The sequence below is a fragment of the Candidatus Fokinia solitaria genome (assembly GCF_003072485.1).
GTDB classification, from domain to species: domain Bacteria; phylum Pseudomonadota; class Alphaproteobacteria; order Rickettsiales; family Midichloriaceae; genus Fokinia; species Fokinia solitaria.
Window position 1 is genome coordinate 239291 of sequence record NZ_CP025989.1, and the last position, 13519, is coordinate 252809.

Consider the following 13519-nt stretch of genomic DNA (forward strand, 5'->3'; position numbering starts at 1 on the left):
ATTAATTCACCTGTTTCTTCACAGGATATAATAGATTTTCTCGATATTCTAGTTGCTTTTTAAAAGACTATATACGTATATTATTCTCAGTATTAGTGTTAGTTAATATAAAAAATGAGAAAATCTCTAGAGAAAAACTTATTGCTTACTGTGATGATAGTATTCACTGTCTTTCAGTATAGCATATTAAGGAGTATAAAAGATTCGTTTGTTGTAGATATAGCACCAGAGTTCTTGAGTGCGATAAAATCCTTTGTGGTGCTTCCAGTAGCAGCATTCGCTATGGTGTTTTACATGCAGATATCGAAAAAACTCAACAGAGTACATACGTATCACCTCTTCAATCTGATCTTTGGCGCCATCGTAATAGTGTATGGTTTCATAATAAATGATACATATACAGATTATTTCTTCGATGGCTTAGCAGAGTATCAAGAAAAATTTCCGTCTCTTTACTATCCAATAGGAGTTGTACGTTATTGGGTTGTGTCATTCTATTATCTCACAGCAGAATTGTACGGTACGTTCATGCTTTCGTTGTTATTTTGGCAAATCGCAAATCAAATTACAGGCACTGATGAAGCGCCTGGACTCTACCCTAAATTAGGTATTGCGGCACAAGTTGGATTGTTCGCTTCAGGACAGTTTTCTTCCATCATATCTGTAGCTTCGGTTGGAGAGAATGGAGAGAAAGTGATGAAAAGCTGGGATGTTGTATTAGCAAATGTAGGAATAGGATGTGTTGCTTCTACCGCTATCTTAGCATTTTGCATAGAAAGACTGAAAGGTGTGGTAGGTAGTAGCACAATTAATTTTACAAAAGGATTTAAAGGAGAAAAAATAAAAATGAGTTTTAAGGAAAGTATTTCCTTTATTATGAAAAGTCCAGAAATAGGGTTTTTGGTTCTTTTTGTTCTCGCATACGGGATAGCTTTTAACACTATAGAAGGAGTGTATAAAAAATACGCAGCTATGGCTTTTGCTGGTAAGACCGCTTACTTTATATTCAGTTCTCAGGTGCAAATGTGGACCGCAGGTTCTGCGATACTTTTCGGTTTATTCGGCTCTTATATCGGTAAGAAACTGAAATGGCGTACTATAGCATTGATGACACCTAGCATCATACTTGGTACTGCAATACTATTCTTTGCTTGTATAAAATTTTCTAGTAGCGTTGAGACGTGGATCGCGACGTATATCGGAATTAAAGCTGTACAGGTAATAGCGGTGTGTGGTGCAATACAAAACGTTGTAGGAAAAGGAGCTAAATACCCTCTCTTTGATTCATCTTTAGAAAGAGTATATACAGTATTAGGAGAAGAGTTGCGGACTAGAGGGAAGGCAGTAGTAAGTGTGCTTGGAGGTAGAACAGGGAAGGGTTTCGGTGGATTATGGCAGCAGTTTCTGCTTTGGTTATATGTAGTGGTGTATAGTCCAGCTACTGCGCCTAGTATAGTTAATATACAAGATGCGTTGCTATGGACGTCAATATTGATATGTATACCTTGGATTATCGCTATTTTCCCTATGTCTGAGAAATTTGAAGAAAGAAGAGCGCAAAAAATTAGCGAAACTGGAGAAGCTTAATTGCTTCAAGCACGAGATGTGTAGCATACAGTGAGTATGCTGCACTTCAGTGTAGTATCTTATTCTTTCCTCTTTCTTTGGAAGTACTGTAAAAGCGCATAGTAAGGTCTTTTCTATGTGATAATTTTCTTCTAAATCTTGCTATATTACTGTTTTCAATTTTTCTCCTTTAAATCCTTTTGTGAATCTAAGCATCTCAAAATAGTAGTCTCTTTGATAAATGTGCTGCACTGCAGTGTAGTATCTTATTCTTTCCTCTTTCTTGAGAAGTACTGTAAAAGCGCATAGTAAGGTCTTTTCTATGTGATAATTCTTCCTCTAAATCTCGCTATATTACCGTTTTTAATTTTCTCCTTTAAATCCTTTTGTGAATCTAAGCATCTCGAAATAGTAGTCTCTTTGATAAATGAAGTATTTTTGATAGTAGATGAAATGCTTTTAATAACGCTTCTGAGGTTAAAAGAAAGAGATAAAGCCTCCTCACATTCTAATAAGATGTTGATATGCGTGTTCCATAATACTCTTTAGCGATTCTCTTTTTTCTCAATTTCCCTAAATGCTGCGCGATCTAAAGTAGAATGTATATTGAGAAGTATTTGAAATGTTGCTTCGGTGATGAAGTTGATTTAACGTGTGATGAAACAATTAAGATGAAGTTTTAGAAAAGAGATGAATAGCATAAAAGAAGCCGATCGCGAAGTTTACGAAATTATATTGAATGAATTACACAGACAACAGGATTCTATTGAATTGATTGCATCGGAAAATTTTGTAAGTAAAGCCGTACTTGCGGCATGTGGTTCTGTGCTGACAAATAAGTATGCAGAAGGATATCCAAGAAAAAGATATTATGATGGATGCGAGTTCGTAGATGAAGTGGAAGCACTTGCAATTCATAGAGCGAAACTACTCTTTAATTGTACTTTTGCGAATGTTCAGCCTCACTCAGGTACTCAAGCAAATCAAGCAATTTTTACGGCTTTATTAAAGCCATACGATAAACTCATGAGTTTATCTTTAGATTGTGGTGGACATCTTACACATGGTAGCGATGTTAGTATGTCAGGAAAGTGGTTTAATGTAGTTCATTATAAGCTGAATGCAGAAACACATATGCTAGACTACGATCGTATATATGATATTGCGCAAAGAGAAAAACCAAAACTTATAATTGCTGGTTATTCGGCTTATCCTCGGATTATAGATTTCAAGAAATTCCGAGAAATAGCAGACTCTGTTGATGCTTATCTTATGGCTGACGTAGCGCATTATGCAGGATTGATAGCGGCGAAGTTATACCCTGATCCGTTTCCTTATGCGCATGTAGCGACGGCTACTACGCACAAAACATTGAGAGGACCGCGAGGCGGTATGATATTATGGAATGATGGTGCATTGAGCAAATCAATAAATAGTGCAGTTTTTCCTGGAATCCAAGGAGGACCTTTGATGCATATCATTGCTGCAAAAGCTATTGCGTTCAAAGAAGCAATGTCGCACGATTTTAAGCAGTATGCTGAAAATGTAGTGAAAAATGCCAAAGCTATGGCTGCACGTTTTGCAGAAGTTGGAGTGGATACAATTACTGGCGGTACTGATTCTCATATGGTGTTGCTAGATCTTAGAAAACATGGAGTACATGGAGTAACTTTATCAAGAGCATTGAGCGGTATAGGTATTACATGTAACAAGAATAGTATACCATTTGATGAATTGAAGCCTGCTTATGCATCCGGCGTGAGAATAGGTACTCCAGCTATTACGACGAGAGGTATGACAGCTGCTATATGTTGCGAAATAGCCTCTTCTATAGCAGATTGTATAAACGCGCTGAAAGATACAAATGATGTAGATGAATTCTTACAAACTTCTTGTGCGAAAGATGTTCATGAACGAGTGAAAGTTATATGCGCAAGATATCCGTTATATAAAGACTTATATGAAAGAGAATGAAGAAAAAATCTACTTTTCGATTTTGTTTATTGACGCTTATTGCTTGTGTATTCTGCATGCGAGTACATGTATCGTTTGCGTTGAAAAGTGTGTGTTTTTCTCCATCTAGTTGTTGCGAAAACAATATCGTTGAGCTTACTGATAAAGCGCGATACTCAATAGATATTGCTGTATATTCGCTAACTAATGTAAAAATATATAAAGCGCTTGTAAAAGCTAAAAAACGCGGTGTAGCAATTAGAGTTATTTCAGATAAATCACAGAGTAGTAGTAGATTTTCTCTTATTTCTGCATTACGCGCTCTCAATTTCAAAGTAAGAGTAAATAAGAAAGTGAAAATTGAGCATAATAAATTTGGTATATTCGATCGAACTATTATGCTGACTGGTAGCTATAACTGGACAGAATCTGCTACAAACGATAATTCAGAAAATTGTATTGTAGATAAAAGAAAAAGAATAATATCTCAGTATATGAGAAGATTCGAAGAACTATGGAAAATGTATGAATAAGATACATAAGCGATACTAATCCTCAGCTGCACTGCATAATTTCTTGTATTTTTGCAACGCTAGAGAGCGTTTCAGAGGAGAAAGACGATCTAAGAACACTGTACCGTTTGTATGATCTATTTCATGTTGCACACATACCGATAATATTGAATGCGATAACTGTAGTGTTTTGGTACGCATTTTCATATCTTCGTACTCGACTATTACTTCTGCTGGTCTTTTGACTTTTACAAATAATCCGGGAAAGGATAAACATCCTTCTTCAAATTCGGTATAGTGATCAGAATTTTGTATCACCCTAGGATTTAGCATAACGATAGGGTGCTTTTCTTCTAGTGCCATTATCTGTTCATACTGTAAGTCATGAGAGGCGCACTCTACGTCGAAATTTTCTTGATGTAAAATGATCAACTTGACTAGATACCCTACTTGAACAGCTGCTAATCCAATGCCGTTTTTTGTACTAATAAGGTATTGGTACATTTCTACAAAAAGCGTTCTTACTTCCTCGGTTACTTCATGTATGTATTTAGACTCTTGATATAATATCTCATTAGGTGCTTTTACAATTTCGAGATTTAGTTTAGGCATGGTTGATAGTAGCATTGCGTACTCCTCATAAAAAATTAACTTCGTATTCGATATTTAAATCATCGCATATTCTATTAATAACTGTAGTGATTAACAATTTCATTCGATCTGCAGTATTAATATCTTTTTTTTCGAAAAACGTATTGCATTTAAATAATGTTCTCTTACTTGTAGCTTCTGATATTGAGATTGGCAATTGTTCTTCAGTAATTATATCGATTGTATCTCTAAGTTCTGCGTTGAACCTTTCATGAAATCTTAAAACGGTATCTATAGAAGCGGTAGAGATATAGATATTGAAAGTAATATTTACTTTTGTGATCTTTGATGCATTTTCTACTGGAGTGGAGATAAAAAGAAGGTTAGGGATGCATATACTCTTGTTATCTATTCCTCTTAAGTGTGTAAATCTCCAATTAATTCTTTCTACTGTGCCTTCCGGCTGTAACAACCTATTATCCAATAGTTTGATTTTATGTCCTATTTTAAATTGTTGATCGGCATAAATACTTAATGTGCCAACCACGCCGCTAAGCCAGTCTCTTGAGGCTACTGCAATAATGATCCCACTTATTCCGCTAAACGCCATCAATCCCTCTATGCTGAGACCAAAGGTCTTCAATATTGCAAATGCGCCGAACAGTACTATTATTGCTGAAATGAACTTAGAAGCTACATCTATCGTTGGTTTATCAAGTACTATGTCGCTATTTGATAGAAATGCTGGAGTATGGTGAATTATGAATTTTTCCGTAATTTTTATTACTCTTATTACGAAATTTACTGTAAGCAAGATGCACGCTATATGTACTGTCTTATTTACAAATTCATACTTTGGCATAAGCATAGTGGCTACTTTCCCTATTGCAATTACCATTATTAATATACGTAGCGGAGTATAGCCGCTTAGAGCAATTCTATACCAATAACTCGATAATGGTGAGTGCTTTCTGCTTTTGTATAGAGGTAAGATCTTTCTCGCTAAGGATAATACATATAAAATAATCGCTGCCCATGAAATTGTAATAGCGATATGAAGTCCATTGGCAATAACCGTTCGATATTCTTCCAATATCGAGGTGTATAAGAAGGAAAAAATATCCAACATAAGCGTCATTAATGAATACGAATTGCTTCTTTGAATATCTCGTATATCAATCCAATGCCTAATAAGCTAACGAAGAATAATCCAATTTTGAATGCAAATGGTGTAATATGTCCAATGCCTATTGCCAAAGGAAAAAGCATGCAGATTTCCACGTCGAATATTATAAACAATGTCGCGACTGAGTAAAATCCTATATGTGTATCACGTCTATTTCTTCCAACAGGAGGTAATCCGCATTCATACTCTGAAATCTTTGCTTTATAGTAGTTCGTTTTCGTAAGTAAAAATGGAAGCGCATTCGCCACTGTGCTAATGAGTACCACTATCAAAAAAAATACCGCTACAGGCTGATAGCTGAGGATTATATCATGAGCAAGCATTGCTAACGTGAGATTAAAAACTTTATAGTGAATAATAGATGACTATGCGATAAATATCTATATTATTGCATAAAAAGCTCCTTGGTGTTCTCATTCGATGTTATTGGAATTCTTTCATAGTTCTGTACTCCTGGTAAAGGTTTTCTTTTATAATTTCATGCTGCTAATTAAAAGCTTAGGGTATGTAGGGATTTTTATTACTTCTGTAGTAGAAGGCACTTTAGTACCAATTCCAAACGAGATTACGATGATTCCTGCAGGATATTTGGCTGCGCAGGGCGTTTTTAGCTTGCCTTTAATTTTAATTTCCGGGATTTCTGGAAATTTTTGCGGTGCATTTATCAGTTATTACGTCTCTTATAAGTACGGTGCGAAATTTATAAAAAAATACGGTTCATACTTTTTTATATCCGAAAGCGCGATGAAAAAAGTAGAGTTTTTTTTCCAAGAATACGGAAGAGTGTCAGTTTTCATAGGGAGAATTATGCCAGGAGTAAAGCATTTTATTTCTATACCTGCAGGATTATCGAGAATGCCGATGAGTATATTTTGCCTGTATAGTAGTATAGGAGGCGGAATATGGGTAACTACTCTTGTGTTTATAGGATACTTAATGGGCGATAATGCTGCGCTAATTGCGAAGTATTTTGGATACTTGAATTACATAGTTGCTTTTATGACGATTGGTGTCACCTTCTATATCTTACGTAAGCCATTGAAGAGTGCTTTATGTGTAATGAAAGGAAGAATAGAGACGATATTTAAAAGAAAGTAATAACCGTATTACTACGTTGAATATTGCTGTATGAGTTGTTATCATCATTGTGTCGAGATGTGAGAGTTTTCAGACTCGTATTTTAAAATAGAAAGTCTGATGAAAAATAATCCGCAAGAATTGCGCAATAATGTGCCAGGTATACTGCTGATGTTATTGAATGCATTCTCTCTTTCTGTGTTGTATACGTGCAGCAAGAAACTGAGAGTTGTATTTGAAGCAGAGCAGTTAACGTTTCTGTACAAGTCTATTGTTTTTGTTTGCAGTATTCCTTGGATATTCTACAAGCATAGAAGTTTGAGTGTACTAAAAACGTCTAGAATAGGACTGCATTTCATGCGCGGCTTGAGTGCATTTTTAGGCTCTTTACTGTTCTATCATTCAATCTTATATGTGAATACGACTGAGGTAGCCGCTTTTACGTATCTTGAGCCGTTGATCGTTACAGTATTAAGCGTTGTTCTATTTAAGGAAAAGTATCATACTGGTACAATAGTTTTTATATTATGCGGTCTTATAGGTAATATTTTAGTTTTTTCAAGTAGTTATAGCAGTAAATACACTCCGCTAATAGGTTATGTATACTTGATATTTGCACTACTCTGCTGGGGTGCGAATAACATCTTTATAAAGATGCTTGGTAATACTGAAAGAACTGCAACTCAGTTATTTTATAATGTTTTTCTTGGTACTGCATTTTCTATTCCGTTAGCGTTTCGTCATGCTTGGAGTATAGATTTAAGCTATATACCATATATTTTATTGATGGGTGCTGCACACGTAGTGCATATTGTCTCATTTTTTAAAGCTTTTAAACTATCTCCAGTTTCTGTGGTATTTCCTTTCGATTACACTAGATTGATATTTACGGCTTTATTAGCATACTTTTTTCTCGGGCAGAATCTTACCGTAATGACAGTTGCTGGATGTATTATGATAATAGCAGGTGGTGTGTTTATGATATACAGTGAAGCAAGAACTAAATATGGACTTAAACAAATAAAGCATAGTATTGAAAGCGAAGTAGTTAATAAGTAATTCTATTGTATAGATAATATATATTGTCTTTATAATATTGAATTATAAAGAGAAAAATTTTATACTCTCTTTACCTACGATAGTGCTCCACTGTAATGCAGAATAGCTTCTATAAGGTAGTTGCATTGATTGCGTTGTGTAGTATGCTTTCGATACTGTATTTTGGCTTTTCTGTTGACTTTATTGTAGTAAGAGAATCGATATATGAATCAATTGAGAAACGAGGATACAAGATTGCGGCGAGTGATCTACAGCTGTTTATTTCATATTTTCCAGAAATAAGATTTTCAAATGCTCTACTATACGACAGTAAAAGTGAAAAAATTGTCACTGCTAAAGAAATACGTATTCAGTACAACATTTTTACTTTTCTTGCCTCTATCTTTAATGAGCAAAAATATAAAATTACCATAACAGATGGCGATTTATATCTTAATTCTATCGTTAAAGAATTGCCTTCTACTGAGAATGTAGAGTTGCATAATGTGAAATTGATATATAGTTCATCTGATAAATTTCCCGATATTACAGTGCTTGATGGATATCAAAATGCTCACGACTTTCAGTATGAAGGAGAGATTCGCATGAAATCCGATCATGGCAAGTATAGTTTTTCTCTGACATTTGCTGATCAGAACATAGATATAACTCTAGCGAGTATGAAAATTAGTTTTAAGAAGCATAATAAAAAGGATTTTGTGGAGATGATAATTTCCGATAAAGGTGAAGAAATAATGAAATATTTACTGAAATTTCAAAATAGTAATGATGAAGCGTATATCAATCTTATGAAGATAAACAGCAAATCGCACGAATATTTATACGAAGAATGGGAAAATTTCCTACATGTTGATTTTAAAGAGAATATGATATTATCAAACTTGTCATTGCCGATAGAATTTCCTAATAATATCGATCTTGAAGAGATCTATAAAAATAGAGAATGGATACAGTTACTGAATGATTTTATATCGAATGCAGTACTGACAATGGCTGTAAAAGCAAGTATGGATTTACAATTTGTAGATGAAAAAGATGGTGCTACTTTAAGTGTTAATGTACTTTCTGACGAGCGTGGTAGCGCTTATAGTGCATCTTTTGATTCTAAAGACATTGCTCTTCATTCCGGTGGTTACGGATTCGAAGATGTTGATGGCATTGGCATAGCATTCGTCAATTCTAATCTTACATATAAGCTTGATAACGCTACATCGAATTGTAATATTTCCATTTTTCCATCATTTTTGTATTTATCCAATATCATTATTGATGATAAGAATGCTAATACCTTTCGCACTCATATTGTAGCGCATCAAGGATGGAGAGGAGATGCAGAGTGGCTTATTGTGCATTCTACAGATAAGTTAATGCTTTCTTTGCAACACGATATTCTATCTGATTTTTTCTCATGCGCATATCTTACGGATTATGATACAACTGGTGAAACTTTCGCGCAGAAATGCCAATATCTGCAACTCTTAAGAGATGTAAAAGATCAGATACATTTTTATTTAATTGCAGATCATGTGACGTTACAGCAATCGGAAGATAACGGCATATTATTGCATGTGATTGCAGAAAAAGATGGCATTTCGGGAGAATTTTCACAATTAAGTGAAGAGCGTGAACTTTTAAGTACTATGAATTTTGCAATTTCTGTTGCTAAATATAGACCTAGTTTTGCTTTAAATGGAGATATTAAATATGTAAATCTCAATTTTATACCTTCTACTCTGTCGAAGTTTCTAGCTGATGCGAGTAGTTATAAAAAGCTTTCTCCGGAAGTAATTGCTTTATCCAAAGATATAGATGCTGATGACGTAATACATTTGATGAATGTCGGATTTTTCGATCATCAAATAGATATAAATTGCGATTCCGTCACTGGATGGTTTTTAGGTGATAACAGAATAAATAACGTAGTAATGCAATCTCAAAATGATGAGGGCATTATAACAATTCGTAATTTACGTGGTAACTTTGATAATGGCGATTTCGATCTACAGGCTAATATTAGTTTAGCGCGAGACTTACCTCGTTATGAAATAGCTTTCGGAATATCGAATATTGATCCGTCGATTATATCACGATTTTTATTAGATGATAATACGGTAGTAGATGGCTTTATCAGCATTAACGGACTTATTAAAACTGAAGGGTTATATAAGCCATCATTTTATCGTGGTTTATCTGGACAAGTAACGATGCAAGGAAAAGCGATATCGATATATAATTTGGATATATTATCTTTTATTAAATACGTTAATAGTATTACTGCTGCAAATTTTGATAAAGACAAAGCGATTCAGTTGCTAAATCGAAATAAGACGTATTTTGAAGACGCTAGTTGTACTATAGAGATTGACAACGGTATAGGTATTGTTACTGATGGCGCTGTGCACGCAAACGGTATTAGCGGCTCTTATGCTGTTACTTGGGCATTATGGGAGAAAATGCTTAAATTACAATGGCAATTCTCTTTTATTAATAACAAAGCAAAACCAGTATACTTACCGTTAGAAATTGAAGGTAAGATACCAGTCTTTAGTATATATTACGACTTTCGCCGTATCTTCATAGATAGCAGTCAATGAAAAGATAGTACAATTATTTAGCTTTTGTTGTGCTGAGATATTGTAAGTATGCTAGTGCACACGATGCTTTTCTAGATACTACATCTCCTTCTGCTCTGCTTGTTATGACGATGGGAATTTTAGCGCCAAGTACAATACCTATACTTTTTGCATCAGATAAGAAACTCATTTGTTTGAATAATATATTGCCGGATTCTATATCAGGTACTACGAATATATCTGCATCTCCCGCTACATCACTTTTTATGCCTTTTATAATTGCCGCTTCTTTAGAGATAGCATTATCAAAAGCTAATGGTCCGTCCACGATAGCATTTTTGATTTGTCCACGTTGCGACATTTTAGAGAGTATTGTCGCGTCTATTGTGGATTGCATTTTCATGTTTACAGTCTCTACTGCTGAGAGTATAGCAACTTTTGGCGTTCGAACGAATAATGTAATATACAGATCTACTGCATTTTGTACGATATCTACTTTTGCATTAAGATCAGGGGCGATGTTTACTACCGCATCTGTGATGAAAATAGGCTTCCGATAATTTGGAGTGCCCATAATAAATACGTGAGATACCTTTCTTGAAGTTCTGAGGTTATTTTCTTTTTCTAAAATTGCATGTAAAACATCATCGGTATGTATATTACCTTTTATGATGCAATTTATGCGCTGTTCTTTTGCTAAAAAAGCTCCTTTTGCAGCTGCTTCCTCATGTGTTTTTGCATCCATTATTTCTATGTCGCTTATATCAAGTTGCTTAGACTGTGCAACATCGAGAATCTTCTCTTTAGGGCCAATTAGTATAGGCTCTATAATACCATCTTTTTTCCCTTCATATGCTAATTCTAAGGATATATAATCCGTTGGAAAGATAATGGCTGAAGGCATTGGCTTTGTCGCTATTTTAGAAAGGCGTTCAAGCATTACTTCATATCCTTTTCCGAGTTTATCTTCTAACAATCTCAATTTAGGGAAATTATGGATATTTTTCTCTATTGGTCGTGGCGGCAACGTCACAACAAGAGTGCCGTTACAGATTGCTATGTTATTGACGTAACCTGCAGTTTCGATCTTTATTTCTCCAGTAGTATTATCAATGTCTTGTATAGTATATTCTACCTTGATTTTATCTCCTATTTTTATGCCGCAGACATTCTGTAGCCATTTAAAAGAAGTAGATTTATAGTTCAAACTTGCGCCAAAAATTTTTGTCTCAATATTTGAAAAAATGTATTGTAAGAATGTCAGATATACATATACAGAGGATATCTGTGAATCGTAGGAAGCTGTTACGGGAGATATAAACGTCCAGTCCTTAGCATCTCCAAAAAGATGTGTGAGTATATTGATATCATTTTCATCTACAAGTTTCTCTTCTATCTTTTGCATGCCAAGTTTGCACTTTTCTATGGATAGCAGTTTACTATCATGTGGCATTTTGAGTGTATATTCATACTTTCTACAAAAGTTATCTTATGTAATAAATTTTTACAAGATGTTATCGATTTACTATCGCATTATAGATCTTAGAACATACTGTTTCGATATTTAGTTTGAAAATTTTATTTAAGATTGCGCTCTGTAAATTTACATTCATAGTGAAAGATACAGTAGTTGTATTTTCATCTCTTTTTTTCAATTTCCAACTTCCATTCATAGTGTGAAATAGCGAATCGTCGGATTGAATTTTCATTTCTATGAAAGATAAATGATGAGAATAACGATCTTCCATCTCTCTTATTCTATGCAAATTACATGCAACTTCCTGTAGTTGGATATTGCACATATTAGCATCAGTATAAAAAAAACATGTTACGCGTGACGTAAAGCTTTTATGGAAGATTTTCCACTTAAAATATACTGTACCGATAAATTCACCATTCTTCGATTTATCAGATCTTTTATAGATTACTCTAGAGCAATACGGTATAAAATTTGAGTAATCCTCTATATTAGCGATTTTTTGAAAAATTGAGAAAATCTTATCTGATACATCTTTTTCCATAAATATAACATGCTTCATATGTGAGCTATAATCAATTTTCTGAATAATATGTCGATGTTTTATTTTTTCACGTACTCTTCATAATGAAGTTGAATTTTATAAGCGGTTACGATGCTTTACAATTCATAGAAGAGAAAATCGCTTCAAAAAAGACATACGTAATAAGCGGCATTGATAACGGCGCAAAGAAGATCGGACTTGCGCGATTCATAAGTGTCACTGGAAATGTGGTACCATATGGCGCATTGTATAACAACAATGAAGTATCGCAAAAAATTACACATTTCATCAAAGAATCTATGCCAATTTGTTGCGTTATTGGAGTATGGTGTCCTAATGATGATAATACCGATAATACTGTTCGCTTGCATTCAAAGATATCGTGGAAACAGCTTCCAGAGATGACAAAAAAGCTTTTATGCGATATGCAAAAATTATCATGCGATGCAGAAGAGTTGAATGCTTTATACAGTTCTACGGAGAATTTATACACAATGAATAAACAACATCATGATAGCATTAACGTGACTTTTTTTGATGAAAGTATGACTACCGTATTAGCTAATCATAAACTTAAAGACGTAGGATTATGTAGAAAAAAAAGAATACTATTGGACGATCAAATTGCTGCTATGGAGTTGTTAGAAAGGTTTGTATCGTTTTTCAAATTACGCTCAAAAGTATAAACTGCAGTGCAAACATATTTTGTAAATGTATTGATTGCTTATATTTTAGAAGTTATCCTAATACGGATATTAATTTTATTGTGGTGTGCATGGATATTATAGCGAGAAAAATTATAATGTTGTCCTTTTGTATTCTTTTAGGTGCAGTTCTTTGTGTTGGATGTAGTCAAGCTGGAGATCTAAGAAGTCCTTGCGCTGTAGGAGATACGATGTTTGGCATAGCTCATCATGTACCATGCATTAAAAGAGATGTAGAGATGAACGTTTACTTTATGTAAATGTAATACGCTTATTT

The 13519-nt window shown here is 34.3% G+C and carries 13 protein-coding genes; 8 read left to right on the top strand and 5 right to left on the bottom strand.

The annotated features are described in order from the left end of the window. The first annotated feature begins 114 nt into the window (after window positions 1–114). The 3 genes from Fsol_RS01110 to Fsol_RS01125 all read left to right on the top strand — a co-directional run bounded on the left by Fsol_RS01110 (window position 115) and on the right by Fsol_RS01125 (window position 4052). Complete coding sequence (locus Fsol_RS01110; RefSeq protein WP_108673070.1) at window positions 115–1587, top strand: Npt1/Npt2 family nucleotide transporter; 1473 nt, start codon at window positions 115–117, stop codon at window positions 1585–1587. A 669-nt stretch (window positions 1588–2256) separates the two neighbouring features. Further along, window positions 2257–3540, top strand: a complete 1284-nt coding sequence (gene glyA / locus Fsol_RS01120; protein WP_108673072.1) for a serine hydroxymethyltransferase — start codon at window positions 2257–2259, stop codon at window positions 3538–3540. A 56-nt stretch (window positions 3541–3596) separates the two neighbouring features. Next, window positions 3597–4052: a phospholipase D-like domain-containing protein gene (locus Fsol_RS01125; RefSeq protein WP_158521598.1), complete on the top strand. Its 456-nt coding sequence runs from the start codon at window positions 3597–3599 to the stop codon at window positions 4050–4052. Window positions 4053–4067: 15 nt separating this feature from the next. On the opposite strand, the gene Fsol_RS01130 is transcribed toward Fsol_RS01125, so the two are convergent. From Fsol_RS01130 to Fsol_RS01140, 3 genes are read right to left on the bottom strand one after another with little or no spacing between them, the layout of a single operon-like run. Beyond that, window positions 4068–4643, bottom strand: coding sequence for a peptide deformylase (locus Fsol_RS01130; protein WP_158521599.1), 576 nt, complete (start codon window positions 4641–4643; stop codon window positions 4068–4070). Window positions 4644–4668: 25 nt separating this feature from the next. After that, complete coding sequence (locus tag Fsol_RS01135; RefSeq protein WP_158521600.1) at window positions 4669–5751, bottom strand: mechanosensitive ion channel family protein; 1083 nt, start codon at window positions 5749–5751, stop codon at window positions 4669–4671. A gap of 8 nt (window positions 5752–5759) precedes the next feature. Next, window positions 5760–6131: an NADH-quinone oxidoreductase subunit A gene (locus tag Fsol_RS01140; RefSeq protein WP_108673076.1), complete on the bottom strand. Its 372-nt coding sequence runs from the start codon at window positions 6129–6131 to the stop codon at window positions 5760–5762. Window positions 6132–6288: 157 nt separating this feature from the next. On the opposite strand from Fsol_RS01140, the gene Fsol_RS01145 reads away from it, so the two are divergent. The 3 genes from Fsol_RS01145 (at window position 6289) to Fsol_RS01155 (ending at window position 10538) form a co-directional block, all read left to right on the top strand. Beyond that, complete coding sequence (locus tag Fsol_RS01145; RefSeq protein WP_108673549.1) at window positions 6289–6906, top strand: DedA family protein; 618 nt, start codon at window positions 6289–6291, stop codon at window positions 6904–6906. A gap of 99 nt (window positions 6907–7005) precedes the next feature. After that, a complete protein-coding gene (locus Fsol_RS01150; protein ID WP_108673077.1) occupies window positions 7006–7944 on the top strand; it encodes a DMT family transporter in 939 nt (312 codons plus the stop codon). A 95-nt stretch (window positions 7945–8039) separates the two neighbouring features. Further along, entirely contained in the window at window positions 8040–10538 is a 2499-nt protein-coding gene (locus tag Fsol_RS01155) for an AsmA family protein (RefSeq protein WP_108673078.1), read from the top strand. Window positions 10539–10551: 13 nt separating this feature from the next. Here Fsol_RS01155 and Fsol_RS01160 read toward each other — a convergent pair whose 3' ends face one another. Beyond that, complete coding sequence (locus Fsol_RS01160) at window positions 10552–11970, bottom strand: bifunctional enoyl-CoA hydratase/phosphate acetyltransferase (RefSeq protein ID WP_108673079.1); 1419 nt, start codon at window positions 11968–11970, stop codon at window positions 10552–10554. Window positions 11971–12031: 61 nt separating this feature from the next. Further along, entirely contained in the window at window positions 12032–12556 is a 525-nt protein-coding gene (locus Fsol_RS01165) for an SRPBCC family protein (protein WP_108673080.1), read from the bottom strand. Between the two features lie 65 nt (window positions 12557–12621). Here Fsol_RS01165 and Fsol_RS01170 point away from each other — a divergent pair, with 65 nt between their 5' ends. After that, window positions 12622–13224 carry a RuvX/YqgF family protein gene (locus Fsol_RS01170; RefSeq protein ID WP_108673081.1) on the top strand — a complete coding sequence of 201 codons (603 nt, stop codon included), beginning with the start codon at window positions 12622–12624 and terminating at the stop codon, window positions 13222–13224. Window positions 13225–13313: 89 nt separating this feature from the next. Further along, entirely contained in the window at window positions 13314–13502 is a 189-nt protein-coding gene (locus tag Fsol_RS03760; protein ID WP_108673082.1) for a hypothetical protein, read from the top strand. Window positions 13503–13519: the final 17 nt, after the last annotated feature.

Bases quoted from the DNA above. Each gene is read 5' to 3' on its own strand.
- Fsol_RS01165 (WP_108673080.1), bottom strand. From the start codon at position 12,556: ATGAAGCATGTTATATTTATGGAAAAAGATGTATCAGATAAGATTTTC.
- glyA (WP_108673072.1), top strand. From the start codon at position 2,257: ATGAATAGCATAAAAGAAGCCGATCGCGAAGTTTACGAAATTATATTG.
- Fsol_RS01125 (WP_158521598.1), top strand. From the start codon at position 3,597: ATGCGAGTACATGTATCGTTTGCGTTGAAAAGTGTGTGTTTTTCTCCA.
- Fsol_RS03760 (WP_108673082.1), top strand. From the start codon at position 13,314: ATGGATATTATAGCGAGAAAAATTATAATGTTGTCCTTTTGTATTCTT.
- Fsol_RS01110 (WP_108673070.1), top strand. From the start codon at position 115: ATGAGAAAATCTCTAGAGAAAAACTTATTGCTTACTGTGATGATAGTA.
- Fsol_RS01170 (WP_108673081.1), top strand. From the start codon at position 12,622: ATGAAGTTGAATTTTATAAGCGGTTACGATGCTTTACAATTCATAGAA.
- Fsol_RS01155 (WP_108673078.1), top strand. From the start codon at position 8,040: ATGCAGAATAGCTTCTATAAGGTAGTTGCATTGATTGCGTTGTGTAGT.
- Fsol_RS01130 (WP_158521599.1), bottom strand. From the start codon at position 4,643: ATGCCTAAACTAAATCTCGAAATTGTAAAAGCACCTAATGAGATATTA.
- Fsol_RS01160 (WP_108673079.1), bottom strand. From the start codon at position 11,970: ATGCCACATGATAGTAAACTGCTATCCATAGAAAAGTGCAAACTTGGC.
- Fsol_RS01140 (WP_108673076.1), bottom strand. From the start codon at position 6,131: ATGCTTGCTCATGATATAATCCTCAGCTATCAGCCTGTAGCGGTATTT.
- Fsol_RS01135 (WP_158521600.1), bottom strand. From the start codon at position 5,751: ATGTTGGATATTTTTTCCTTCTTATACACCTCGATATTGGAAGAATAT.
- Fsol_RS01145 (WP_108673549.1), top strand. From the start codon at position 6,289: ATGCTGCTAATTAAAAGCTTAGGGTATGTAGGGATTTTTATTACTTCT.
- Fsol_RS01150 (WP_108673077.1), top strand. From the start codon at position 7,006: ATGAAAAATAATCCGCAAGAATTGCGCAATAATGTGCCAGGTATACTG.